This window comes from Thermomonospora sp. CIF 1 (assembly GCF_001896795.1).
In the GTDB taxonomy this organism is placed as follows: domain Bacteria; phylum Actinomycetota; class Actinomycetes; order Streptosporangiales; family Streptosporangiaceae; genus Thermomonospora; species Thermomonospora curvata.
The window spans coordinates 96,515-119,389 of sequence record NZ_MOYN02000006.1 but is presented as its reverse complement, the minus strand read 5'-3'; the positions used below and the strand labels follow the sequence as shown (position 1 = coordinate 119,389).

The window sequence follows — 22,875 nt, the reverse complement described above, 5'->3', positions numbered from 1 at the left end:
GGGAGAAGGTCGGCCACTCGGTGGGGGCCAGGGAAGGCCACCGGGAGGGGGTGGCGGCGGGAGTGGGGTCGGGGGTGGGCTGGGTGACGGGACGGTCGGGCTGGGGTTCCAGGTGGCGTTCGATCTGAGCCGATGACAGGCCCAGGCCGCCCAGGCGCAGGTCGTCCCAGCCCTGCAGGCGCTTGGTGGTGCGGTTGAAGTACAGCACCGACAGTTCGATGGGGGTGGGTTCCTCCTTCTCCAGGCCGCGCAGGCCGGCGCCGCCGGTGGAGCCCTGGACGAACAGGCGGGTGCCGGTGGGCAGCAGCTCGGTGCGGCGGCTGTGGGTGTGGCCGGACAGCACCAGCGGGGTGACGCCGGAGAATCCGGCCCCCTGGTTGGGGTCGTGGACGACGACCAGGTCGGGGGCGTCGCCGGAGGCGCGCAGGGCCTGGGCCTGCCGGGTGCCGAGGGCGCGCAGCTGAGCGGCGGTGACGTCGTCGTCGCGGGTGGTCTTGTCGGGGGTGAAGCGCGGGTCGCCCACGCCGTGGATGCGCAGGCCCGCGACCTCCTTGGTCTCCCCGTCCAGGACGATGGCGTTCTTGTGCCCGGCGACGGCCTCCTGGGTGTCCTTGGAGTCGTGGTTGCCGCGGACGAAGACGTAGGGGATCTTCAGCTTCTTGATGTCGCCGATGAAGCGGTCCTCGGGGGCGCTGCCGTGGTCGGTCAGGTCGCCGCTGTCGATGATCAGCTCGATGCGGAACTGGTCGCTGACGGAGCGGATGACGTCCCAGGCGGCCGGGTTGAGGTGGATGTCGGAGACGTGCAGCACCCGCAGCGTCGAGGGGTCGGGCTCGTAGGTGGGCAGGGTGGAGGTCGCCGCATACAGCCGGGAGACGTTGCCGACCAGCCGGGCGAGCTGGCCGCGGTATTCGGAAAAGCGCGCGACGATGCTCTGCACGTCCCCGACCACCTGGGGGGCGTTGGCCAGCAGGCCGGTGTAGCGGGGCTCGTTGATGGACTGGGGGGTGAAGGTCGCGTACGCCAGCAGGCAGGTGGCCAGCAGCCCGCCCAGCGCCGAGCCCGTGGACAGCAGGGCGCGCCGCCAGTTGCGGAAGACCAGCAGCCCGGCCAGGAAGCCGAAGACGGTGGCGAAGACGGCGGCGCGGACGACCAGCACCACCACGCCGTGCCTGAGCTGGCCGGCGATCTGGTCGGTGAGGCGGTCCAGCGCCGCGTCGTCTTCGATGAGCTTGCGGGCCGGTTCGGCGTGCAGTTCGGCGACCTGGGCCTCCAGGCGCAGCGGGCCCCAGTGGCTGTCGAACTGCAGCGAGCCCAGCGGCGGGATCTGCACGGTGGTGCCGCCGTTGGAGGAGGGGCGGATGGACAGCGCCACGTCGGCGGGGCCGATGGGGGTCTCCACCCGTCCGCCCAGCAGCGTGCCGATCAGCCCGCCGGCCAGCCCGACCAGGATCACCAGCAGGACGCCGGTGCCGCGGCGGCGGGCCGCGCCGCTCAGCCGGGTGCGCAGAAAGCGGGCGACGGCTGCGGGGCGTCCGGACGGGCGGTCGCGGAACCGGCCGAAGACCACGGCGCTTCCCTTCCTCGTCGTCGACAATGATGGGCGTGATCGAGCTGTCGCGTGAGGAGTTCGAGGGGCTGGTCGCCGACGCTCTCGACACCATCCCGCCCGAGCTGACCCGGCACATGGACAACGTGGTCATCGTGGTGGAGGACGAGGCTCCCGAGCCGGGTCTGCTCGGTCTCTACCACGGCGTCCCGCTCACCGAGCGCGGCGACTGGTACGGCGGCGTGCTGCCCGATCACATCTCGATCTACCGCAAGGAGATCCTGGCGATCTGCGATTCGGTCGAGGACGTGGTGGATGAGGTGCGCCTCACCGTCGTCCACGAGATCGCTCACCACTTCGGCATCAGTGACGAGTGGCTGCACCGCCACGGTTATTAGGTCCCACATCAGCGTACAAACCCTCCCGTCCGCTTGTGCCGAACCCAGCGGGAGGGGTGTGAGAGGTCACCAATATCACCAATCGAGCACGGAAGGTCACATCGATGCGACGGAGCGTGAGTTAATAGGGGGAGGCCGCCCAGTGCCCGGGGCGGAGGGGCGAACTGGAGATGTCTTTTGGTGGACAGGCAGACGGGCAGGCACCGGCGTCCGCCGGAACGGCAGGCGACCTACCGCGAGGTCTTCGCCGTCGGGGAGTTCCGTGCGCTGTGGGCGGCCCAGACGTTCTCGTACATCGGAGACCAACTGGCCCAGGTGGCGTTGGCGGTGCTGGTCTACCACCGCACCGGGTCCCCTTTGCTGACCGCCGTCGCCTATGCGCTGACCTATCTGCCGCCCATCGTGGGCGGGCCGCTGCTGGCGGGGCTGGCGGACATGTTCCCCCGCCGCACGGTGATGGTGGTCTGCGACATCGTGCGGGCGGCGCTGGTGGCGCTGATGGCGCTGCAGGTCATGCCGTTCCCACTGCTGTGCCTGCTGGTGTTCTCGACCGTGCTGCTGGGCGCGCCGTTCACCGCCGCCCGCGCGGCGCTGCTGCCGGACATCCTGGACGGCGACCGGTATGTGGCCGGTTCGGCGATCAACAACATCACCCACCAGACGACCCAGATGCTGGGCTTTCTGGGCGGGGGCGCGCTGGTGGCGCTGGTGGGGCCGCATGGGGCGCTGGCGCTGGACGCGGTGACGTTCGCGGTGTCGGGGCTGATCTTGATGGTGTGGCTGCAGCCCCGGCCGGCGCCCCGCGGCGGCCGCCGTGAGCCGCTGGCGCTGTGGCGCAACACCCGGGACGGGGCCCGCCTGGTGTTCGGCGACCCGGTGCTGCGTTCCCTGGTGCTGTTCGCCTGGCTGTGCGCCTTCTATGTGATCCCCGAGGGGCTGGCCGCCCCGTATGCGGCCACCTATCCGGGCAGCACGGCCGTGACCGTGGGGTTGCTGATGTCGGCCATGCCCACCGGCATGGTCGTCGGGGTGTTCGTCTTCAGCCGTTTCGTGCGGCCCTTCGACCGGCTGCGCGCGATGGGCTGGCTGTCGATGCTGGCCTGCGCCCCGCTGATCGGCTCGGTTCTGCATCCGCCGCTGTGGGCGGTGGTGGTGCTGTGGGCGCTGTCGGGGGTGGGCAGCGCCTACCAGCTGGCCGCCAACGCCGCGTTCGTGGCGGCGGTGCCGCCCGCCGACCGGGGGCAGGCGTTCGGCCTGGCCCAGTCGGGCATCCTGGCCGGGCAGGGGCTGGGCATCCTGGTCGGCGGTCTGGCCGCCGAGCTGGTGGGGCCGCAGACGGTGGTGGCGCTGGCCGGGGTCGCGGGGCTGTCGGCGGCGACCCTGCTCACCATGCTGTGGACGCCGGTGCGCGGCGACCTGCTCGATGAGCCGCCGGGCCTTGCCGGCGTCCCGGACGCGCCGGCGCCGCCCGAGGCGGCCGGGCGCGAAGGCGGCGACGGACGCGACACCGACGCCGTGCCCGTATAGGCGCCTTCGGGGCGGTGGCCGCACCGGGAACGGCCGGCTGTGCGCAGGCCCGGCCTCACCGCTTGGAGGTGACCTTGTGCAGGCCCTCCTTGGCCTTGCCGATCACGTCCTGGACCGCGGGGTTGTCGCGGTTGCGGTCGATGAAGTCCTGGAGGACCGAGGTGCCCTTGCCCTCTTCGGGGATCAGCACCCAGCCCAGGATGTACAGGGCGACGCCGGAGCCGCCGAGGAGGACGAACAGGGCCAGCAGCAGCCGCAGGACGTTGGCGTCCACGCCCAGGTAGTCGCCGAGGCCCGAGCACACGCCGGCGATCATCCGGCCTTCGCGGGTGCGGCACAGGCGGCGGGGCTGCGGGGGACCGGCCTGGCCGGTGTCCGCGTGGGAGCCGCCTGCGGTGGGTTCGGTCTGAGTACGAAGGTCTTTGTCCATGTCTCGATGGTGCCCCGCTTCGGGGCGTGTCCACCTCGGGGATGGGCCTGATCCATCCCTGATTCGTCCCTGGGGTCGCGGGCCCTTCGCCCCTGGCACGGGGCCTGAGGGCGCTTCCTGGGGCGGCGGGTACCCTGGCGAGCGCATCGGCACCCCGGAGATGAAGGACTTCTTATGGACGTGCTGCGTCTGGACGACCGGTTGACCGACGAGGAACGGATGATCCGCGACACGGTGCGGGCCGTGGTCGCCGAGAAGGTCCTCCCCCATGTCGCCGACTGGTTCGAGGCCGGCACGTTCCCCGCCCGGGAGCTGGCGCCCGAGCTGGGCAAGCTGGGGCTGCTGGGGATGCACCTGAAGGGGTACGGGTGCGCGGGGATGAGCGCGGTGGCCTACGGGGTGGCCTGCCGGGAGCTGGAGGCCGGCGATTCGGGGCTGCGCAGCTTCGTGTCGGTGCAGGGGTCGCTGGCCATGGCGGCGATCCACAAGTACGGCTCACAGGAGCAAAAGCAGCAGTGGCTGCCGAAGATGGCGGCCGGGGAGGCGATCGGCTGTTTCGGGCTGACCGAGCCCGACCGCGGCTCCGACCCCGGTGACATGCGCACCCACGCCCGGCGGGACGGCGCGGACTGGGTGCTCAACGGCACCAAGATGTGGATCACCAACGGGTCGGTCGCCGATGTGGCGGTGGTGTGGGCGCGCACGGACGAGGGCATCCGGGGTTTCCTGGTGCCCGCCGGGACGCCCGGTTTCACCGCCCGGGACATTCACCGGAAGCTGTCGCTGCGGGCGTCGGTGACCTCCGAGCTGGTGCTGGAGGACGTGCGGCTGCCCGCCGACGCGGTGCTGCCCGGGGTGACCGGGCTGAAGGGCCCGCTGAGCTGCCTGTCGGAGGCGCGCTACGGGATCGTGTGGGGCGCGGTCGGGGCGGGCCGGGCCTGCTATGAGGCGGCCGTCGCCTACGCCAAGACCCGCGAGCAGTTCGGCCGTCCGATCGGGGCGTTCCAGCTCACCCAGGAGAAGCTGGCCTGGATGGAGATCGCCCTGGGCCAGGCCGGGCTGACCGCCCTGCACCTGGGCCGGCTCAAGGACGAGGGCTCCCTCACCCCTCAGCAGGTCTCCTTCGGCAAGATGGCGAACGTGCGCGCCGCGCTGGACGTGGCCCGCCAGGCGCGCACGATCCTGGGCGCCAACGGGATCACGCTGGAGTACCCGGTGATCCGGCACATGAACAACCTGGAGTCGGTGCTGACCTACGAGGGCACCCAGGAGGTCCACACGCTGGTGCTGGGCCAGGCCATCACGGGGATCTCCGCCTACCGCGGCTGAGCCCCCGCCGCGGCGCCCGGGGGCGTCACGGGGAGCGGTCCGCGCGGGCCAGCAGCGTGACGGTCCCGCGGGTGCCGTCCACCTCGACCTCGTCCCCGTCGCGCAGCGTCGCGGTGGCGGTGCGGACGTCGCACACGCAGGGGATGCCGTACTCGCGGCTGATGACCGCCGCGTGGGTGAGCATGCCGCCGGTGTCGCAGACGCACGCGGCCACCAGCCCGAACAGCGGTGTCCAGGTCGGGGTGGTCGCCTCGCAGACCAGCACCTCCCCCGGCCGCAGGTCGGGCAGTCCGTCAGGGGAGCGCACCAGGCGGACCCGGCCGCGGGCGACGCCCCCCGACACCCCCAGCCCGTGCAGCACCGCGGGCGGGCCCGCGGTGCGGTCGCGCAGCGGGTCGGCGCAGAACACGCCGCTGACCACCGGGTCGTGCAGCCCGGTGGACGTCCCCAGCAGCCGGGGCAGCCCGGCCCGCAGGGCGTGCCAGCGGTGGTAGTAGGCGCGGCGGGCGGCGGTGCGCTCGGCCAGGTCCGCCCAGTCCGCGCTACCGGCGGCCAGTCGATCGACCTCCTCGGGGAACAGGAACAGCACCTCGTCGGGGGCGGGTGCGCCGGTGGCGGCGGCCAGGGCCAGCGCCCCCGCCCGGACGGGCAGGTGCGCCCGCATCTCGATCACCAGGTTGTGGTCCTCGTTCCAGCAGACCACGTTGGCGCGCAGCGCCTCCCGGAGCAGCTCGCGCGCCCGTCCGGTGAGTCCCGGCGGGATCGCGGGTGCGCCGGGCGGGCGGGGCGGGGGGACGCGCCCGAGGATGATCCGGCGCAGCAGCGACAGCACCTGCTCGGGGTCCTCTTCCCAGGAGGGGACGGTCAGGTCGCTCATGGCGTCGGCCCGGTGCCCGTGCTCGGCCAGGAAGCCGGTGAAGGCGCCCAGCCAGTCCCGGGCGGCCGGGCGGGCCGCCAGGCGGGGCAGCAGCGGGCCGTCGTCCCGTTCGAACAGCGGGGCCAGGCCGTCGGCGCGGGCCCGGGCGGCCAGCGCGTGCAGCTTGCGGTCGACCTCCAGCACCCGGTTGTCGGCGCTCTGCAGCACCGCGATCAGGGTGTGCTCATCGACCCCGGCCTCGGCCAGTTCGGCGCGCAGCATCTCATGGCACGACAGCAGGCGGTACATGAACGCAAAATGCACCCGCCAGGCGGCGGCGTGGACGGCGCGGGCCCGCCGCAGGTAGGCGCCGATCTCGGCGGGGGGAAGCCCGGCCGGGTCGCTGCGCCGCAGGGCGTCCAGTTCCCGTTCCAGCGCGGCGCGGGCGGCCCGCCACCGGCCGGGGAAGACCGCCGGGTAGCGGCGGGTCAGGGCGCGGGCCTTGGCACGTTCCCGTTCCGGGACGGCGACGGCCGGGGCCGACCCGATATAGACGTGCGGCCCGGCGAAGCGGACGGCCAGGCCGCCGCTTTCGGCCAGCCGCAGCCGCCGGGCGGCCCGCTGGGCGCCGGCCACCACGTCGCCGACCAGCGCGGTGCCCAGCGGGACGACTCCGCGCGGATAGTGGAAGTCCAGGTGCCAGGAGCGCTCCAGGTCCGCCGGGCGCAGCACCGCCGGGGGCTCCCCGCCGCGCCGTCCCGCACCGGTGGGCCGTGGCGCGTGCGGATACCACGGCTCACCGGCCGGGAAGACGGAGGCGCGATCGGCGGGGGGTGCTGCGGCCATACGGTCCTCTATCTGCTGCGGGATGACCGCACATTATCCGCCCGGCCCTGCGACCGGTACCCCGGCGAACGCCCTAGTCCCGCTTCACATCGATGATCACGGCCTTGGGCTCGGTGAAGAACTCGCGGCTGAAGGAGCCGCCCTCCCGGCCCACGCCCGAGTCGCCGACGCCGCCGAAGGGGGCCCGCAGGTCCCGGATGAAGAAGCAGTTCACCCAGACCGTCCCGGCGCGCAGCCGGGCCGACACCCGGTGCGCCCGGTGCAGGTTCTCGGTGAACACCATGGCGTTGAGCCCGTAGCGGGTGTTGTTGGCCAGTTCGACGGCCTCCTGCTCGGTGTCGAACGGGCTGATCACCACCAGCGGACCGAAGATCTCCTCGGTGCAGTGCGGGGCGGTCTGCGGCATGTCCACCACGACGGTGGGACGCACCGTCCAGCCGTCGCCGAGGCCACCGGTGAGGATCTTGCCGCCGGCGGACTCGACCGTCTCCACATAGCCGCGCACCTTGCGGTAGTGCTGCTCGGAGGCCAGCGGGCCGATCTGGGTGGCCGCATCGCACGGGTCGCCGATCACCATCGCCTCGGCGGCGGCCACGAAGCGGGCCAGGAACTCCTCGTAGATGGGGCGCTGCACGTAGATCCGGCTGCCGGCCAGGCACACCTGGCCGGTGTTGGTGTACACCGCCTTGATCGACCACTCCACCGCGTTGGCCAGGTCGGCGTCGGCGAAGACCACATTGGCGCCCTTGCCGCCCAGTTCCAGGCTGACCGGGACGAGGTTGGCCGCGGCCGCCCGGGCGATCACCCGTCCGGTGCTGGAGGCGCCGGTGAAGGTGATGCGGTCGATGCCGGGGTGCTCGGTGAGGGCCTGGCCGGCCGAGTCGGGGCCGCGGCCGTGCACCACGTTGAGCACGCCGGGCGGCATCCCGGCCTCCAGCGCCAGCCGGGCCAGCTTGGTCGCCGAGACGGGGCTGTCTTCGGCGGGCTTGAGCACCACCGTGTTGCCCCAGGCCAGCGCCGGGGCGACCTTCCAGGTGGCCAGCATCAGCGGGTAGTTCCACGGGGCGATCGCGGCCACCACCCCGGCCGGTTCGAACCGGGTGTAGGCGTGGTGGCCGGAGTCCATCGGCAGCGTCTCGGCGGTGGACAGCCGGGCGTGGTCGGCGAAGAACCGCAGGTTGGCCGCGGCGCGGAACACGTCGTTGTCCCGGGACTGGGTGATGGGCTTGCCCATGTCGCGGGTGTCGCTCAGGCCCATCTCCTCGGCGTTGCGCTCCAGCAGGCCGGCCAGCCGGTGCAGCACGGCGCCCCGTTCGGCCAGGCCCATCCGCGGCCAGGGGCCCTCGTCGAAGGCCCGCCGCGCCGCCCGGACCGCCCGGTCCACATCGGCGGCCGAACCGAGCGCCACCCGCGCCCACGGCTCCCGCCGGTAGGGGTCGATGGAGTCGAACTCGGCGCCATCGGCCGAGGGGACCTCCTCGCCGTCGATCACATGTCCGTAGAAGTCCATCGGTCATCCCTCGCTTTCCTGCGGAGCAGGCGGTGCATCGCCTTGTGCGGCGCGGCGCTCGGCGATGGTCACATCGCCCGCCGCCCAGTGCTCGGCCGGCAGTTCCCTCACCAGCACGCGGATGCTGGGCGAGGGGGCGTCCAGGCTGGTGCGGACCGCCTCGTGCACCCGGTGGATCAGCTCCCGGATGCGTTCGGGAGGGCGGCCTTCCACCAGCGTGATCTCCACCAGCGGCATCTCAGCCCCCCTGCACGGAGACCGAGCCGAGGTGGGTGAAGTGCCCGCTGACGCAGGTGCCCGGGCCGAGCGGGACGGCGTCGGTCATCCCGCCGGTGAGCACCAGCCAGCCGGCCTCCAGGGCCAGGCCGCGTTCGGCCAGCGAGTTGGCGGCCAGCGCCAGGGCCTCGGCCGGGTGCCCCTGCACGGCGGCGCCGGTGGCGCTATCGACCACCTGGCCGTCCACCTCCAGCAGGCACGCCTCCAAGGCCAGGTCCAGCTCGCCGGGGGCCAGTGCGCGTCCGCCGACCACCAGCCGGGCCGAGGAGGCGTTGTCGGCGACCACGTCGGGCAGGGTGAAACGGAAGTCGGTGTAGCGGCTGTCGATGATCTCCAGCCCGGCGTGCACCGAACGCACCGCCGCCAGCGCCGAGGCCGCGGTCACCCCGGGGCCGGCCAGCCGCTCGCCCAGCACGAAGACGATCTCCGGTTCGACGCGGGGGTGGATCAGCTCTCCCAGCGGCACCGGCTCCCCGGCGGGCAGCACCATGGCGTCGGTGAGCCAGGCGGTGAGCGGGGAGTGCACGCCCATGCGGCGCTGCTTGGCGCGCGAGGTCAGCCCCAGTTTGACGCCCACGATGCGTTCGCCCGCGGCCACCTTGCGGTGCACCAGTTCGTCCTGCACCCGGTAGGCGGTGGCCAGATCCAGCTCGGGCCACTGCTCGGTGATCGGGCCGCGGTCGCGGCGCTGGCGTTCGGCCGCCAGCAGTTCCTCGGCGGCCCGGTACACGTCCCAGCCGCTCATCGCCGGCCTCCCGCCGGTGCCGGGCGGCCGTGGCGCTCCTCGGCCAACTGCACCGCGATGTCGATGATCATGTCTTCTTGGCCGCCGACATAGCCGGCCTCGCCGACCCGCTGCAGGATTTCGTGGGCGGGCACCCCGTAGCGCTCGGCGGCCCGTTCGGCGTGCAGCAGGAAGCTGGAGTAGACCCCGGCGTACCCCTGCACGATCGCGGCGCGGTCGGCCCACGGCAGCCGCGGCAGGTAGGGGCGGACGACCTCCTCGGCGGCGGCCAGCGCGGCCTGCACGTTCACCCCGGTCTCGATGTTCAGCCGTTCGAAGGTGGCGGCCAGGATCTCGGTGGGGCTGTTGCCCGCCCCGGCGCCCAGCGCGCACAGCGCGCCGTCGATCTGGCGGGCGCCGTTCTGGTAGGCCAGCACGGAGTTGGCGACGCCCAGCGACAGGTTCTGGTGGCCGTGGAAGCCGACCTGCGCCTCATGGCCGATCTCCCGCACCAGGGCCTGCACTCGGGCCTGGACGTCTGAGAGCACCAGCGCCCCGGCGGAGTCCACCACGTAGACGCACTGCGCTCCGGCGTCCACCATGATGCGCGCCTGCCGGGCCAGCTCCTCGGGGCCGATGCGGTGGGCCAGCATCAGGAACCCGACGGTCTCCATGCCCAGCTCCCGGGCGGCGGCGAAGTGCTGGCAGGACACGTCGGCCTCGGTGCAGTGGGTGGCGATCCGGGCCACCGAGGCGCCCGCGTCGTGGGCCCGCTTCAGGTCCCGCACGGTGCCCACGCCCGGCAGCAACAGCACCGCGATCTTGGCGTTGACGGCCTCGTCCACCGCCGCCGCGACCAGGTCGATCTCATCGACGGCGGAGAAGCCGTAGTTGAAGGACGAGCCGCCCAGCCCGTCGCCGTGGGAGACCTCGATCACCTCCACCCCGGCGGCGTCGAGGGCGTGCACGGTGGCGCGCACCTGTTCCTCGGTGAACTGGTGGGCCATCGCGTGCGAGCCGTCCCGCAGGGTGGAGTCGGTGATGCGCACTCGGGGGGCGGCGGTGGCGCCGTCCTGGTCTGTCATGTCGGTTTCCCTCCGGCCGGTCATCGCGCACCCGCCCGGGTCGGCCGCGGAGCCTGCGCGAGCAGTTCGCCCACCCGGGCGGCGGCGGCGGTCATGATGTCGAGGTTGCCTGCCCATGGCGGCAGGTAGTCGCCGTTGCCCCGCACCTCCAGGAACACCGCGACCCGGGCCATGCCCTTCCAGATGTCGCGGGGCTGGTCGTACTGGGGTTCGGTGCGCAGGGTGTAGCCGGGCACGTACCGGGCCACCTCGGCCACCATCTCCTCGATGGAGGCGGTGATCGCGTCGGTGTCGGCGTCGGGCGGGATGGCGCAGTACACCGTGTCCCGCATGATCATCGGTGGTTCCACCGGGTTGAGGATGATGATCGCCTTGCCGCGGGCGGCCCCGCCCACCTGCTCGATGGCGGCGGCGGTGGTCTCGGTGAACTCGTCGATGTTGGCGCGGGTGCCCGGCCCGGCCGACCGGGAGGCGATCGCCGCCACGATCTCGGCGTAGGCCACCGGGACCACCCGGGAGACCGCGTGCACGATCGGGATGGTGGCCTGCCCACCGCAGGTGATCATGTTGACGTTGGGGGCGTCCAGGTGCTCGGTGAGGTTCACCGGCGGGCACACCAGCGGGCCGACCGCCGCGGGGGTCAGGTCGATCGCGGTGATCCCGGCCTCGGCGTAGCGGGGGGCGTTGGCCAGGTGCGCCTTGGCCGAGGTCGCCTCGAACACCAGGTCGGGCAGTTCGTCCTGCTCAAGCAGCCAGTCCACGCCTTCGGCGGAGGCCTCCACGCCCAGTTTCCGGGCGCGGGCCAGGCCTTCTGAGGCCGGGTCCACCCCGACCATGTAGCGCACCTCGATGTGCTCGCTGCGCTGCAGCTTGATCAGCAGGTCGGTGCCGATGTTCCCGGGGCCGACGATCGCCGCCACGGCCTTGCCCATCACCGCTCCCCTTCCGCGTCCGCGAACACCGCCGTGACCTTGCCCAGCCCGCACCCGAAGGAGGCGGTGACGGTCTGCCCGGGACGCACCTCGATCGCCGGGGTCACCGAGCCGGGCAGCACCACATGGCCGGCCTCCAGCACCACTCCCAGCGGGCCGACCGTGTTGGCCAGCCACACCAGGGCGTTCAGCGGCGAGCCCAGCACCGCGCCGCCCGCCCCGGTGGCCGCCACTTCGCCGTTGCGCTGCAGCACGCAGCCCACCAGCCGCAGGTCCAGCTCCTCCAGCCGGACGGGACGCCCGCCGAGCACCACCCCGCCCGAGGAGGCGTTGTCGGCGATGGTGTCGGGCAGGGCGATCCGCCAGTCGCGGACGCGGGAGTCGATGATCTCCAGCGCGGGCAGCACGAAGTCCACCGCGGCGGCGGCCTCCGCGACGGTCACGCCGGGGCCGGCCAGCGGCGCCCGCAGCACGAACGCCACCTCCGGCTCCACCTTGGGCTGCAGGAACCGCCCGGCCGGGATCGGCGTGCCCTCCAGCAGGAACATCGAGTCCATCAGGTGGCCGTAGTCGGGCTGATCGACGCCCAGCTGACGCTGCATCGCCGCCGACGACAGCCCCACCTTGTGCCCCTTGACGCGGGCGCCGTCCGCCCGCCACCGCTCCACCTGAAGCAACTGGACGGCGTAGGCGTCCTGCACGGTCATGTCGGGGAACTTCTCCGTCGGCGGCTCGACCGGGACACCGGTCCGGTAGGCCGTCAGCAGTTCCTCGGCCACCAGCCGCCGCGTCGTCGCGTCCATCCCTCACCTCCCCTGCTCCCGGGGTCCGGACGGGCGTGTTCCCCGCCCTCCGCAGACGCTAGGAAGCGGGAGGGGGCTGCGGCGGATTCGTTCCGTACTCCGGAACGATCACAGGCACAGGATGCGGGAGAGCCGGTGCGCGGCGGCGCCGGCCAGGCGGGCGTGCCGCTCCACCGAGCCGAGCACCTCGGCGGTCGGCCCGACCAGCGAGATCGCCGCGCGGGCCCGCCCGGTGTGGTCGCGCACCGGGGCCGCCACCGAGGTCAGCCCGTGCTTGGCCTCATCGCTGTTGACCGCGTACCCGACCCGGCGCACCTTGGCCAGCTCCCGGTCGAAACGCGCCGCGTCCGGGATGGAGCGGCTGGTCAGGCGGGTGAATCCGGCGGCGGCGCGGGCGCGGGCCACCGCCGGGTCGAAGGCCGCGATCACCTTGCCGGAGCTGGTGCAGTGCGCCGGCAGCCGGCGGCTGACCCCGTGGAACAGCCGCATGCCCCGCAGGCTGTGCAGCCGTTCCAGGTAGATGATCTCCGGCCCGTCGGGCACGGCCAGGTGGATGGTGCAGCCGGTGCGCTCGCGCAGCTCCTCCAGCAGCGGCAGCGCGGCCTGGTGCAGATCGGTGCGGCTGACCGCCAGCTGGCCCAGCTCATAGAGGTGGAAGCCGAGCCGGTAGTGCCCGGTCTGCGGGTTCTGTTCGGCGAAGCCGCGGGCGCACAGGGTGGTCAGCAGCCGGTGCGCGGTGGATTTGGCCACCCCCAGCCGGCGCGCGATGTCGGCCACTCCCAGCTCGTCTTCGGTGAGGAAGCAGTCCAGCAGGTCCAGGGCCCGCAGCACCGATCGCAGCCCGCCGTCCACCCCGTCCCGGCCCGCCGGCCGTACCGACCCGCTGTGTGAAGCATCCGCCCTGATCATGGGCGCCACCTCTCGCTGTGCTGGGCTCGATCACCCATTTCACCCGGCCGTAACGCCATAGACATTCACCCGCAATCCGGCCACCATACAAGCCATGTGTGCCGCTCAGCGGAACGAAAGCGAGCCGACCGTCATCGCCCGGGCGGCCGCGCTGCTGTCGGCCTTCGGCCCGGGCGATGACGTGCTGGGCGTGTCGGAGTTGGCCCGCCGCACCGGGCTGGCCAAGTCCACCGTGTACCGGCTGACCCGGGAGCTGGTGCGCAGCGGCCTGCTGGAACGGTCGGGCACGGGCCTGCGGCTGGGCCTGCGGTTGTTCGAGCTGGGGCAGCGGGTGCCGCGGCAGCGGGATTTGCGCTCGGCGGCGCTGCCGTTCATGGAGGACCTGCGCGAGGCCACCCGCCAGATCGTGCACCTGGCCGTGCTGGACGGCACCGAGATGGTCTACCTGGAGATCCTGCGCAGCCCGGACGCCCCCGCACCGCCGTCCCGGGTGGGCGGGCGGCTGCCCGCCCACGCCACCGGGGTCGGCAAGGCGGCGCTGGCGTTCTCGCCGCCGGAGGTGACGGACGCGGTGATCGCCGCCGGGCTGCGCCGGCTGACCCGCCGCACCATCGTGCAGCCCGGCCTGCTGCGCCAGGAACTGGAGACCATCCGGCAGCAGGGCTGCGCCTTCGACCGCGAGGAGTCCGCCGACGGGGTGGTGTGCGCCGCCTGCCCCGTCTTCGGCCCGGACGGGACGGTGGCGGGCGCGCTGTCGATCTCGGGGTGGAGCGCCCGGATGAACCTGGACCGGGTGGCCCCGGCGGTGCGCACCGCCGCCCTGGCGCTGTCCCGCAAGCTGCGGGAGTCGCGCTGAGCCCCTCCCTACGGCCCTATCTCACCGAGCGAGCCGGTGACGGCCCGCCTCAGTCATCGGTCAAAAACTCCAGCACCAGCCGGTTGAACTCGGCGGCGTGCTCGATCTGCGTCCAGTGGCCGCAGCGTCCGAACACATGCAGCCGGGAGTCCTCGATCAGGTGCAGCAGCCGCAGCGAGGTCTCCAGCGGGATCACCCGGTCGTCGCGGCCGTGCACCAGCAGGGTGCGGTGCGGCAGCGCCTTCAACTCCTCTTCCGGGGTGACCAGAGCGTCCACCCAGCGCTGGCGGGGGGCCGGGAACATCGCGCGGAAGGACTCCTGGAACCCCGGCCGGATGCTGGCCCGGTAGCGGACCTCGGCCAGCTCGTCGGTGACCAGCTCACGCGAGTAGGCGAAGATGTCCAGCAGCCGGCGCATGGCCTCCAGCGAGGGCTCATACCCCCACACCGCGTCCAGTCCCGGCGTGATGGGGAAGGGCACCCCGGCGCTGCCCATCAACACCAGGCGGTGCACCCGGTCGGGGTGGCGGGCGGCCACGCGCAGCGCGATGGCCCCGCCGAAGCTGTTGCCCACCAGCGAGGCCCTCGGCAGGGACAGCGCGTCCATGAACCCGAGGATCTGGTCGGCCCACACCTCCACGCCGTAGCGCTGCCCGGGCGGGCGCTCGGTGTGGCCGAACCCGACCATGTCGGGGGCCAGCGCGCGCAGCCGGGCGCCGAGTGCGGGCAGGGTGAGACGCCAGTTGGCGTAGGCGGTGACGCCGGGACCGGAACCGTGGATCAGGATCACCGGTTCGCCCGAGCCGGCCTCCAGATAATTGGTGCGGATCCCGTTCGCCACGACCGTCCGGCCGATCTCCGGCTCCTCCACCGCCGTCACCTCCTCATCAGCGGGCTGCGCACCCCGCGTCCCGCCTTGTCCGCGGTGTCGTAGAAGTCCTCGCGGTAGATGTCGCGGGGGAACAGGCGCTTGGACATCAGCGTCTTGATCGCCGCCTCCACCATCGGCGGCGGCCCGCACACATAGGCCACATGCCCCCGGTAGGTGTCGGTGTCGGCCGCCATGACGTCGGTGACCAGGCCGTGCTGGTAGCCGGGGGCCGACTCCTCCGACAGGCACGGCACGTAGCGGAACCGGTCGGCGTGCTCATTCTCCAAGGCCCGCAGATATTCCACGTCGTACATGTGGGCCTGGGTGCGGCCGCCGTGAAAGAGCACCATCCTTCGCTCGGCGCCGCTGTCGAGCACGTGGCGGATCATCGACTTGAGCGGGGCGAGCCCGGTGCCGCCGGCGATCAGCACGGCCGGTTCGGTGCGCTCGGGCCGCCAGAAGAAACGCCCGTAGGGGCCCGACAGCGCGACCTGATCTCCGGCGCGCAGGGTTTTGAACACCCATCCGTCGGTGGCGGCGCCGCCGGGGGTGCGGCGGATGTTCAGCTCGATCCGGTCGGGCCGAGAGGGCGGGTTGGCCATCGAGTAGCTGCGGTCGCCCCGCCCGTCCGGCAGGCGCAGCGAGATGTACTGGCCGGGGTTGAAGGCGATGGGCCGATCCAGGTCGATCAGCACCCGGCGGGTGTCCAGCGCGCAGTCCTCCACGGCCGCGACGGTGCCGGTGAAGTCCTGCACCGGGTAGGTGGTGACGCCGGGTTCGAGATCCACATCGCCCTCGATCACCACATCCGAGCGCGGTCTGGCGCAGCACAGCAGGGTCCGGCCCTCGTCGCGTTCAAAATCCATCAGCGCGAACGCCGACGCCTCGCCGTGATCGACCTCCCCTTCCAGGACCTCGGCCTTGCAGGTGCCGCAGGTGCCGTGGGTGCAGGCGTGCGGCAGCCAGATCCCGGCGCGCAGGCAGGCGTCCAGGATCGTCTGGTCCTCCCGGCACTCCAGCTCCTGGCCGACCGGTTCGACGGTGACGCGGTGCGTCTTCGGCATGGCTCTCCTCTCTGTGACCTGGCGCGGTGCAGGGCGGGACGGCCCCGTCCGGGCGGTCCCCTGGCGACCCGGACGGGGCCCGGCCGGGCGCCTGCGCAGGCGCCCGGCCCTGTTCCCCGCCTGGGAGGGGGGTCAGGTCACGACCGTGGTGAACCGGTCGTTGAGCTCGCGGTCGATGTAGAAGATGCCCTTGCCGAGCTGGTCGGCCGTCCAGGTGATGGTCGGGAAGTCCGGGTAGGTGATGTAGCCGCCGGAGAAGACCTCGTTGCGGTTACCGGCGGGGTCGAAGAAGTAGATGGTGGTGCCCCGGGTGATGCCGTGCCGGGTCGGGCCGATGTCCACCGACACGTCGTTCATCGAGAACAGGTCGCCGGCGTGCAGGATGTCGTTCCAGTCGTTGAGGTAGTAGGCGAAGTGGTGCAGCTTGCCGTTGGCCCCCTCGATGAAGGCGATGTCGTGGGGGGTGTTGGTGCAGAACATCCAGGTGCCGATGGTCTTGCCGTTCTCGCCCAGCTCGGTGACGGCCCGCTCGGCGACGCCGAAGTCCAGGCACTCGGTGAAGAACCGCTCCAGCAGCCCCACGTCCTCGCAGGTCAGCAGGGCGTGGTCGATGCGGGGCACGCCGACGCCCACCAGGTGGGCGGGGAACGGGTCGGGGTTGACCGTGCCGGTCTCGGTGCCGGTGACCTCGATGTCGGCGTACAGCTCCAGCACGTGCTCCGACGGCAGGAAGATCCGTACGCCGTCGCCCACCGCCAGGTTGTCCCCTTTGCTCATCCGCTCGGTGGTGCAGCCGAACGCCTGGGCGCGGCGCTCGAAGTCCTCCAGGTCCTCAGAGCGGGCGACCTTGTAGCCGAGCTTGGTGAGGCCGACGCCGCCGGCCTCCAGCACCACCGAGTGGTGGTCGTACTCGTCCCACGCCTTGTAGTACACGCGGCCGTCCTCCTCGTGGACCAGCCGCATGCCCAGCGTCCCTCCGTAGTGGGCCTTGGCCTCCTCCAGGTCGGTGACCTTCGCGTGGACGTAGCCCAGTCGCATGACGCCCATCAGCGCTCTCCTTTGGTGGAAGGGGGGGTGGTGGAAACGCCGGCGATACCGGCGAGCAGGGGGGCGACGCAGCGCAGGCGCGCGTCGTCCGGCAGGTGGATGACCACGTCGCTGACCGGGACGGCCCGGCAGGTCAGGCATTCCGGTTCGGGCGGCAGGGCCTCGTCGGCGACGGCTCCCCGGTGGGTCACCTCGCCGTCGACGACCTCGGCCTTGCAGATTCCGCAGCCGCCGCGCCGGCAGCCGATCCGGTAGGTGTAGCCCGCCCGGTGCAGGCCGGCCAGGATGGTCTCTCCGGGTCGCAGGGCCAGCCGGATGCCGGCCGGCCGTACGGTGACCTCGGCCATCTCAGACCTCGAACTCGAGCAGGCTCTTATGCCCCACGCCGAGTTCGGCCAGCGTCCGGTCGGCCTCGGGGGTGAACTCGCGCCCGTCCAGCACCCACTTGCGCGGGGAGCCGGGGAGGTAGTCCGGGTCGGAGGACGCCCACGGGTCCACCATCTGGGTGAGGAAGTCTCCCCAGGTCATCGCCTTGGGGGCGCGGAAGCAGGCGGCGGAGCAGAACATCATGTTGCCGCGCCACAGCACGTGGACGAGCTGGTCGTCGCCGTACAGCTCGGCCCGGGAACGGGAGGGGAAGTCGTAGTCCTCGGTGATCGCGCGTACCGGCATCTGTCAGCCCTTCGCTCCGGCAGTGGCGTGCCACCGCAGCCAGTTGTCGTGGTCCCGGGAGCCGAGGTACTCGCCGTTGTCACCGTCGGTGATGCCGTACCACTCCAGCACCTCCGGCACGGTGGGGCCCCCGCAGTTGCCCTGGTGGATCTGGTGCACCGGCAGCCAGGCCTGCACGTACTTCTCCGGCTCCCGGTCGAAGATCCACTTGCAGCCGTCGGAGCAGAAGTCGAAGCGCTCCCCGCGGTAGATGCTGTGCCGCTGGCAGATGCGGGTCGGGTCGCCCGGCTCGGTGAAGGTCATCGGGATCTGGCACACCTGGCACAGTTGCGGCAGACCCTGGAAGAAGAACCGGCCGCCCTCCTGCTGGATCTTGCGGGCCCGCTCCCACAGCGGGGCGTAGTAGCGGTCGAAGGTCTTGGGGTACTGCTCCGACAGCCACCGCATCTCTTCCGGCTCGGGCACGGTGGTGGTGAAGGCGGCGGCGAAGGAGAACTGGTAGAGCACCCAGTAGACCTGGTGGGAGATGAGCTCCTTTTCCTCCACGGCCTGCCCGACGTGCCGGGGCGGCTGGATCCCGTAGTAGGCCAGGTCGGGGAAGAGCCCGCCGAGCATCTGCTCCTCGAAGTAGAGCTCGAAGGCCTCCTTCCAGCTCATCACCTTCCGGGGGAGCATGTAGTCCATCATCGCGGCGACCAGCGAGGCCAGCCGGTACCCCCGCCAGAACCACTTGTCGATCCAGTCCTGGATGATCGGCACGTTGCCCTCGTCCTGCTCCAGCAGGAACTTGATGGCCTCCAGGCCCAGCGTCATGTGCCGGCTCTCATCGCTTTGCGCCGAGAAGCCGAAGGTCATCGAGGGCAGGTCGCCGTTGAAGCTGGCGCCGCTCATGAACGGCACGAACAGCAGGTTGGTCAGCAGGTACTCGAAGCTGAAGGAGATCGCGATGAGGAATTCGAACGGGCCGGCCGACAGCGCGTCGTCAAAGAACGACTTGGGCACCGACAGGTACCAGACCCGGTCGTGCATCTTGGCGAAGCTGTGGAAACCGGAGTAGTACCGGTTGTAGCCCGACAGCGTGTGGATCTGGGTCTGCGCGTGCCGCAGCTCGTCGATGCTCTGGCACAGGGCGGCGAACCGGGGACCTGCCCCGTCCAGGTAGCGGGCCAGGAAGGCGAAGTGCCGGTGCGCCTGGTACTCCAGCGGGGTCACGCCCTGCAGGAAGAGCTTCATCGAGTTCAGGTAGCGGGCGTCCGACAGGCTCAGGTGGCCCTGGCTCTGGGCGAAGCCGTCCAGCACCGCATACAGCCGCCGGTCCTTTTCCGCCTGGTACTTGTGGTAGGCGTCCACGGTGAGGCGGAACGGGTCCTCCCACTGCGACCAGTCGTGGATCTTGATGCCCTCGAACCGGGTGTAGGGGAAGACCTCCTCGGCGGGGACGTAGGTGGGCTCCCAGTGCACGTCGCGGGTCAGCGCCGCATAGCGCTGCTTGAGCGGAAGTCGTTTCGCCATGGTCCTCAGTGGCTCCACTTGATGACGATCTGGTCGTCGTCCCACTCGTCCACATGGCCGTAGTAGGAGACGATCGACAGCTGGAACTCGTGGGTCTCCCAGGGCCGGCCGAGCAGCTCCTCGACCGTCTCTCTGCGGATCACCAGCGTCCCGGGGGTCTGGATCTTGATCAGGCCCGGCAGGTGCCGGATGGTGGCGTCGGGGTTGTCCTTTGCGATCGCCTCGACGACGTAGCGGGTCTCCTCGTTGTTTTGCTGCAGGTCGACCCCCACGGTGCGGGGCCGTCCGGTGGCGGGGGCGGTGCCGGTCATGCCTGCTCCTTGTGCTGGGTGGGGATGCCGGCGGCGGCCAGGTCCGCGCGCAGCCGCTCGGCCTGTTCCTCGGCGGCGGCCCGGGCGCCGGTGTCGACGGCCGCGTCGGCGGCGGCGGCCAGGTTCGCCACGGCCGACACCGCCTGCGGCAGGCGGCGACGGACGATGGCGGCCAGCGCCTCGGTGTTGGCGGCGCCGTGTTCGCTGTCGCCGGTCCAGGCGGCCACCAGGGCGTCCACCCACTTGCGGTGATCGGTGAACCAGGCGTGCAGGTGCTGGGCCACCAGGCTCAGCGCGCTCTGCCCGGCGGCCAGTGCGGCGTTGTCCAGGTGCCGGTACAGCAGCGGGTACAGCAGCCGGTCGGCCAGGTCCAGGGCGAACGCGCTGACCGCCCAGTCCCGCTCCACCAGCAGCTCTTCCACGTAGCGGCGCAGCGGCTGCAGCTCGGCCCGCTCCAGCCAGCTTTGGCGGGCCTCGGTCAGCGGGCCGGTGTCCCCCTCGCCGAGCGCCAGCCCGACGCGGCTGAGCATCTGGGCGTTGCCGATCCGGTCGAAGGCGGCGTACGACAGGCACTGCTCCACGCTGGTGCCGTAGGCGAAGCGGGCGCCCTCGGCGGAGATCAGCTGGGCCCCGCCCTCGTAGTGCCGTATCGGCAGCAGCGCCGCGATCATCAGGTCCCGCCACTCCTGCGCCATCCGGCCGAACAGCCCGTGGTCGTCGATGTAGTCGAGGGTGCGGCTGAAGGCGTCGAACATCTGGGCCCGGGCGGTGACGTAGGGCGCGTAGTAGTACTGCCGGGGGTCGGCGAAGGAGTAGGGGTCGGTGAGCTTGAGCACCGAGTAGCCCGGGTCGTACAGCTCGTGGGCGGGGTCCCACAGCGGCCGGTAGTGGAAGTGCTCGGTCGCCTGCAGATCGACCGTGCCCTCCTCGTAGCGGGAGGCGGGCCGGTCGCCGCGTCGCTCCACCAGAGGGGTGTAGGTCGCTCGGACCGGTTCGATCACCTGGGTCCGCAGTTCGTACTGCACTCGATACCTCCTTAGGGGTGGCGCGCGTCCGGTCCGGCCACGCCCGCCAGCAGGCGCAGGATGAGGTCTGCGACGTCATCGGGCCCGGCCAGCTCGATGGCCGGGCCGGCCTGCTCGGCCTCTCCGGGGACGGACCAGTGCAGCCGGGCCCGTGCGACCCCGTCGGCATAAGTGGTGCGCACCTGCGCCCGGCGATCCCGGATGCTCAGCACGAACCCCAGGACTCCGGCGCCGGTGTCGTCCTCCAGGACGATGTGCTCGCCGAAGTCGGCCAGCACGGCGTTGGCCTCGCAGACCAGTTGCTCGGCCAGGGAGCGCACGGCGACCTGACGTTCGGTTCCCACGCTGACGGAGCGGGGCTCACTGGGTACGGTGCGGGGACGGCCGGCCTCGTCGGGGGCCTGGCACGTCTGCGCGACCGCGACCATGAACGGCGTCATGTGAACACGATCACGTCCAGGTTCGGCCGTGTCCGCAACCGTTCCTCACTGCGGAACACCGGCGGCGCGAAGGTATCGGAACGCCGCCGGGAGCATGGCCCCGCGGGCCGCCGGGCGGCCCGCGGGGAGAACCCCGCTACCGGGGCCTGCGCTGACCTGGGTTCTGCCGTTCGCGGCGGACGATGGTCTTGCGGCCCTTGATGGTGGTGCGGCGCAGCGCGTCGATGACCTCGTCGGCGGCGTGCTCGGGGACCTCCACCAGGGAGAAGCGGTCGGCGATCTCGATGGCGCCGATGTCGCGGCCGCGCAGGCTGGACTCGCCGGCGATCGCGCCGACCAGGTCCTGCGGGCGGACCCCGGCGCGCCGGCCGACGCCCAGAAACAGCCGGGTCATGCCCTCCGGCGGCGGGCCCGCCGCGCGCCGCTCGCGGCGCGGGCCGCCGTCGCGGCCCTCCCGGGGCGGGCGGTGGGCGACCTCGGGGATCTCCTCCTCGTCGCCGGCCGCGCCGCCGGCTTCCTGGGCCAGCTTGACGGCGGCCATGGCGACTTCCATGACGTCGAACTCGTCGCTGAGGGTCTCCACCACGACCCGGTAGGGCTCCAGGTCGTCGGTCAGCAGGCTCTCGCGCAGCGCGGCGCGGGTCAGTTCCAGGCGGCGGGCGCGCAGGTCGGCGACGGTGGGGATCTTCTCGATGGTGATCTTGTGGCCGGTGGCGCGTTCGATCGACTTGAGCATGCGGTGCTCGCGGGGCTCGGCCAGCGTGAAGGCCACGCCCTCGCGTCCGGCCCGGCCGACCCGGCCGATGCGGTGCACGTAGGAGTCCGGGTCGGAGGGGACGTGGTAGTTGACCACGTGGGTCAGGTGTTCGACGTCGATGCCGCGGGCGGCCACGTCGGTGGCGATGAGCAGTTCGGCGGTCCCGGCGCGCAGCCGGCCCATGACCCGGTCGCGCTGGTCCTGGCTCATCCCGCCGTGCAGGGCCTCGGCGCGGTAGCCGCGGCCGTTGAGCATCTCGGTCAGCTCATCGACCTGGTCGCGGGTGCGGCAGAAGACGATGGCGGCGGTGGGGGCCTCCACGTCCAGCAGCCGGCCGAGGGCGGCGGGCTTGTGGGCGCGGTCCACCACGTAGGCGCGCTGGCGCACCAGCGGGGGCCGGCCGACCTCGCGTTCGGGGCGCGCTATCTCGATGCGGACGGGCTCGCGCAGGTGGCGGCGGGCGATGCCGTCGATGCGGGGCGGGACGGTGGCCGAGAACAGCACCGTCTGCCGCTGGGGCGGGGTCTGGGCGAGGATGGCCTCGATGTCCTCGGCGAAGCCCATGTCGAGCATCTCGTCGGCCTCGTCCAGCACCACGGTGCGCAGCCGCGCCAGGCGCAGCACGTCGCGGTCGATGAGGTCCAGGGCCCGTCCGGGGGTGGCGACCACCACGTCCACGCCGCGCTTGAGCACCTGGATCTGCCGTCCGATGGGGGCGCCGCCGTAGACCGGCAGCACCCGCACGCCCATTTCGCGTCCGTAGCGGTGGAAGGCGTCGGCGACCTGCACGGCCAGCTCGCGGGTGGGGACGAGGACCAGCGCGCCGGGGTCGGGTTCGTCAGCGGGCCGGGGGGTGCGGTGCAGGATCGGCAGTGCGAAGGCGGCCGTCTTGCCGGTGCCGGTGGCGGCCTGGCCGAGCAGGTCGCGCCCGGCCAGCAGGTGCGGGATCGCCTCGCGCTGGATGGGGGTGGGCTCTTCGTATCCCAGGCCCGCCAGCGCCGTCAGCAGCTCGGGCCGCAACTGCAGATCGGCGAAACCGGTGGTCTCGCCGGTCGTCGTGATGGTCATTGAACTCCTCGTCCAGCCTCGCATCCGCCAAGGCGCCGCTTCCCACCTGCTCGGGGGAAAAGCCGCGAGGCAGGCCCG

The 22,875-nt window shown here is 72.2% G+C and carries 24 protein-coding genes; 4 read left to right on the top strand and 20 right to left on the bottom strand.

Features of this window, described 5'->3' with window-relative positions:
* On the bottom strand, window positions 1–1,570 hold a 1,570-nt coding region (locus tag BUE48_RS02710; RefSeq protein ID WP_286988684.1), incomplete at its 3' end, for a metallophosphoesterase family protein.
* Window positions 1,571–1,605: 35 nt separating this feature from the next.
* On the opposite strand from BUE48_RS02710, the gene BUE48_RS02705 reads away from it, so the two are divergent.
* The gene (locus BUE48_RS02705) at window positions 1,606–1,947 is read left to right on the top strand and encodes a metallopeptidase family protein (protein WP_041439251.1); all 342 of its coding nucleotides are present in this window, start codon (window positions 1,606–1,608) and stop codon (window positions 1,945–1,947) included.
* A 180-nt stretch (window positions 1,948–2,127) separates the two neighbouring features.
* Complete coding sequence (locus tag BUE48_RS02700) at window positions 2,128–3,474, top strand: MFS transporter (RefSeq protein ID WP_012850924.1); 1,347 nt, start codon at window positions 2,128–2,130, stop codon at window positions 3,472–3,474.
* A 55-nt stretch (window positions 3,475–3,529) separates the two neighbouring features.
* Here the strand turns inward: BUE48_RS02700 and BUE48_RS02695 are convergent, their stop codons facing one another.
* A complete protein-coding gene (locus BUE48_RS02695; protein WP_012850923.1) occupies window positions 3,530–3,904 on the bottom strand; it encodes a PspC domain-containing protein in 375 nt (124 codons plus the stop codon).
* 174 nt (window positions 3,905–4,078) lie between these two features.
* On the opposite strand from BUE48_RS02695, the gene BUE48_RS02690 reads away from it, so the two are divergent.
* The gene (locus BUE48_RS02690; RefSeq protein ID WP_286988680.1) at window positions 4,079–5,233 is read left to right on the top strand and encodes an acyl-CoA dehydrogenase family protein; all 1,155 of its coding nucleotides are present in this window, start codon (window positions 4,079–4,081) and stop codon (window positions 5,231–5,233) included.
* Window positions 5,234–5,258: 25 nt separating this feature from the next.
* On the opposite strand, the gene BUE48_RS02685 is transcribed toward BUE48_RS02690, so the two are convergent.
* From BUE48_RS02685 to BUE48_RS02650, 8 genes are all read right to left on the bottom strand, one after another.
* Window positions 5,259–6,935 (bottom strand): PEP-utilizing enzyme, encoded by a 1,677-nt coding sequence (locus tag BUE48_RS02685; protein ID WP_286988678.1) that lies wholly within the window; start codon window positions 6,933–6,935, stop codon window positions 5,259–5,261.
* A 73-nt stretch (window positions 6,936–7,008) separates the two neighbouring features.
* Window positions 7,009–8,445: an aldehyde dehydrogenase gene (locus tag BUE48_RS02680; protein ID WP_286988676.1), complete on the bottom strand. Its 1,437-nt coding sequence runs from the start codon at window positions 8,443–8,445 to the stop codon at window positions 7,009–7,011.
* A gap of 3 nt (window positions 8,446–8,448) precedes the next feature.
* The gene (locus tag BUE48_RS02675; RefSeq protein WP_012850919.1) at window positions 8,449–8,682 is read right to left on the bottom strand and encodes a tautomerase family protein; all 234 of its coding nucleotides are present in this window, start codon (window positions 8,680–8,682) and stop codon (window positions 8,449–8,451) included.
* A 1-nt stretch (window position 8,683) separates the two neighbouring features.
* Window positions 8,684–9,466, bottom strand: coding sequence for a 2-keto-4-pentenoate hydratase (locus tag BUE48_RS02670; protein WP_012850918.1), 783 nt, complete (start codon window positions 9,464–9,466; stop codon window positions 8,684–8,686).
* Window positions 9,463–10,530, bottom strand: a complete 1,068-nt coding sequence (gene dmpG, locus BUE48_RS02665; RefSeq protein ID WP_012850917.1) for a 4-hydroxy-2-oxovalerate aldolase — start codon at window positions 10,528–10,530, stop codon at window positions 9,463–9,465. Before dmpG ends, BUE48_RS02670 begins: the two co-directional genes overlap by 4 nt.
* Before the next feature lie 20 nt (window positions 10,531–10,550).
* The gene (locus tag BUE48_RS02660) at window positions 10,551–11,462 is read right to left on the bottom strand and encodes an acetaldehyde dehydrogenase (acetylating) (protein ID WP_012850916.1); all 912 of its coding nucleotides are present in this window, start codon (window positions 11,460–11,462) and stop codon (window positions 10,551–10,553) included.
* Complete coding sequence (locus tag BUE48_RS02655; protein ID WP_012850915.1) at window positions 11,462–12,265, bottom strand: 2-keto-4-pentenoate hydratase; 804 nt, start codon at window positions 12,263–12,265, stop codon at window positions 11,462–11,464. Before BUE48_RS02655 ends, BUE48_RS02660 begins: the two co-directional genes overlap by 1 nt.
* A 108-nt stretch (window positions 12,266–12,373) precedes the next feature.
* Window positions 12,374–13,174, bottom strand: coding sequence for an IclR family transcriptional regulator (locus BUE48_RS02650; protein ID WP_148232904.1), 801 nt, complete (start codon window positions 13,172–13,174; stop codon window positions 12,374–12,376).
* Between the two features lie 94 nt (window positions 13,175–13,268).
* Between BUE48_RS02650 and BUE48_RS02645 the strand changes: the two genes are divergently transcribed.
* Entirely contained in the window at window positions 13,269–14,030 is a 762-nt protein-coding gene (locus tag BUE48_RS02645) for an IclR family transcriptional regulator (protein WP_286988670.1), read from the top strand.
* A 49-nt stretch (window positions 14,031–14,079) separates the two neighbouring features.
* On the opposite strand, the gene BUE48_RS02640 is transcribed toward BUE48_RS02645, so the two are convergent.
* The 10 genes from BUE48_RS02640 to BUE48_RS02595 all read right to left on the bottom strand — a co-directional run bounded on the left by BUE48_RS02640 (window position 14,080) and on the right by BUE48_RS02595 (window position 22,797).
* Window positions 14,080–14,901 carry an alpha/beta fold hydrolase gene (locus BUE48_RS02640; RefSeq protein WP_012850912.1) on the bottom strand — a complete coding sequence of 274 codons (822 nt, stop codon included), beginning with the start codon at window positions 14,899–14,901 and terminating at the stop codon, window positions 14,080–14,082.
* Window positions 14,902–14,906: 5 nt separating this feature from the next.
* Window positions 14,907–15,965 (bottom strand): NADH:ubiquinone reductase (Na(+)-transporting) subunit F, encoded by a 1,059-nt coding sequence (locus BUE48_RS02635; protein ID WP_286988669.1) that lies wholly within the window; start codon window positions 15,963–15,965, stop codon window positions 14,907–14,909.
* A 132-nt stretch (window positions 15,966–16,097) separates the two neighbouring features.
* On the bottom strand, window positions 16,098–17,012 hold the full coding sequence (locus BUE48_RS02630; RefSeq protein WP_012850910.1) for a catechol 2,3-dioxygenase: 915 nt from the start codon (window positions 17,010–17,012) through the stop codon (window positions 16,098–16,100).
* On the bottom strand, window positions 17,012–17,359 hold the full coding sequence (locus tag BUE48_RS02625) for a 2Fe-2S iron-sulfur cluster-binding protein (protein ID WP_012850909.1): 348 nt from the start codon (window positions 17,357–17,359) through the stop codon (window positions 17,012–17,014). Before BUE48_RS02625 ends, BUE48_RS02630 begins: the two co-directional genes overlap by 1 nt.
* 1 nt (window position 17,360) lies before the next feature.
* Complete coding sequence (locus BUE48_RS02620) at window positions 17,361–17,684, bottom strand: phenol hydroxylase subunit P4 (RefSeq protein WP_012850908.1); 324 nt, start codon at window positions 17,682–17,684, stop codon at window positions 17,361–17,363.
* 3 nt (window positions 17,685–17,687) lie between these two features.
* Window positions 17,688–19,196 carry a YHS domain-containing protein gene (locus tag BUE48_RS02615; RefSeq protein WP_012850907.1) on the bottom strand — a complete coding sequence of 503 codons (1,509 nt, stop codon included), beginning with the start codon at window positions 19,194–19,196 and terminating at the stop codon, window positions 17,688–17,690.
* A gap of 5 nt (window positions 19,197–19,201) precedes the next feature.
* Window positions 19,202–19,507: an MmoB/DmpM family protein gene (locus BUE48_RS02610; protein WP_012850906.1), complete on the bottom strand. Its 306-nt coding sequence runs from the start codon at window positions 19,505–19,507 to the stop codon at window positions 19,202–19,204.
* Complete coding sequence (locus BUE48_RS02605) at window positions 19,504–20,532, bottom strand: ferritin family protein (RefSeq protein WP_012850905.1); 1,029 nt, start codon at window positions 20,530–20,532, stop codon at window positions 19,504–19,506. The genes BUE48_RS02610 and BUE48_RS02605 overlap by 4 nt, the downstream gene beginning before the upstream one ends.
* Window positions 20,533–20,543: 11 nt before the next feature.
* Window positions 20,544–20,972, bottom strand: a complete 429-nt coding sequence (locus BUE48_RS02600; RefSeq protein WP_012850904.1) for a hypothetical protein — start codon at window positions 20,970–20,972, stop codon at window positions 20,544–20,546.
* A gap of 136 nt (window positions 20,973–21,108) precedes the next feature.
* Complete coding sequence (locus tag BUE48_RS02595; protein WP_012850903.1) at window positions 21,109–22,797, bottom strand: DEAD/DEAH box helicase; 1,689 nt, start codon at window positions 22,795–22,797, stop codon at window positions 21,109–21,111.
* Window positions 22,798–22,875: the final 78 nt, after the last annotated feature.

Coding starts and splice junctions, on each gene's coding strand:
- BUE48_RS02695 (WP_012850923.1), bottom strand. CDS start 3,904: ATGGACAAAGACCTTCGTACTCAGACCGAACCCACCGCAGGCGGCTCC.
- BUE48_RS02690 (WP_286988680.1), top strand. CDS start 4,079: ATGGACGTGCTGCGTCTGGACGACCGGTTGACCGACGAGGAACGGATG.
- BUE48_RS02685 (WP_286988678.1), bottom strand. CDS start 6,935: ATGGCCGCAGCACCCCCCGCCGATCGCGCCTCCGTCTTCCCGGCCGGT.
- BUE48_RS02680 (WP_286988676.1), bottom strand. CDS start 8,445: ATGGACTTCTACGGACATGTGATCGACGGCGAGGAGGTCCCCTCGGCC.
- BUE48_RS02675 (WP_012850919.1), bottom strand. CDS start 8,682: ATGCCGCTGGTGGAGATCACGCTGGTGGAAGGCCGCCCTCCCGAACGC.
- BUE48_RS02670 (WP_012850918.1), bottom strand. CDS start 9,466: ATGAGCGGCTGGGACGTGTACCGGGCCGCCGAGGAACTGCTGGCGGCC.
- dmpG (WP_012850917.1), bottom strand. CDS start 10,530: ATGACAGACCAGGACGGCGCCACCGCCGCCCCCCGAGTGCGCATCACC.
- BUE48_RS02660 (WP_012850916.1), bottom strand. CDS start 11,462: ATGGGCAAGGCCGTGGCGGCGATCGTCGGCCCCGGGAACATCGGCACC.
- BUE48_RS02655 (WP_012850915.1), bottom strand. CDS start 12,265: ATGGACGCGACGACGCGGCGGCTGGTGGCCGAGGAACTGCTGACGGCC.
- BUE48_RS02650 (WP_148232904.1), bottom strand. CDS start 13,174: ATGATCAGGGCGGATGCTTCACACAGCGGGTCGGTACGGCCGGCGGGC.
- BUE48_RS02645 (WP_286988670.1), top strand. CDS start 13,269: ATGTGTGCCGCTCAGCGGAACGAAAGCGAGCCGACCGTCATCGCCCGG.
- BUE48_RS02635 (WP_286988669.1), bottom strand. CDS start 15,965: ATGCCGAAGACGCACCGCGTCACCGTCGAACCGGTCGGCCAGGAGCTG.
- BUE48_RS02630 (WP_012850910.1), bottom strand. CDS start 17,012: ATGGGCGTCATGCGACTGGGCTACGTCCACGCGAAGGTCACCGACCTG.
- BUE48_RS02625 (WP_012850909.1), bottom strand. CDS start 17,359: ATGGCCGAGGTCACCGTACGGCCGGCCGGCATCCGGCTGGCCCTGCGA.
- BUE48_RS02620 (WP_012850908.1), bottom strand. CDS start 17,684: ATGCCGGTACGCGCGATCACCGAGGACTACGACTTCCCCTCCCGTTCC.
- BUE48_RS02615 (WP_012850907.1), bottom strand. CDS start 19,196: ATGGCGAAACGACTTCCGCTCAAGCAGCGCTATGCGGCGCTGACCCGC.
- BUE48_RS02610 (WP_012850906.1), bottom strand. CDS start 19,507: ATGACCGGCACCGCCCCCGCCACCGGACGGCCCCGCACCGTGGGGGTC.
- BUE48_RS02600 (WP_012850904.1), bottom strand. CDS start 20,972: ATGACGCCGTTCATGGTCGCGGTCGCGCAGACGTGCCAGGCCCCCGAC.
- BUE48_RS02595 (WP_012850903.1), bottom strand. CDS start 22,797: ATGACCATCACGACGACCGGCGAGACCACCGGTTTCGCCGATCTGCAG.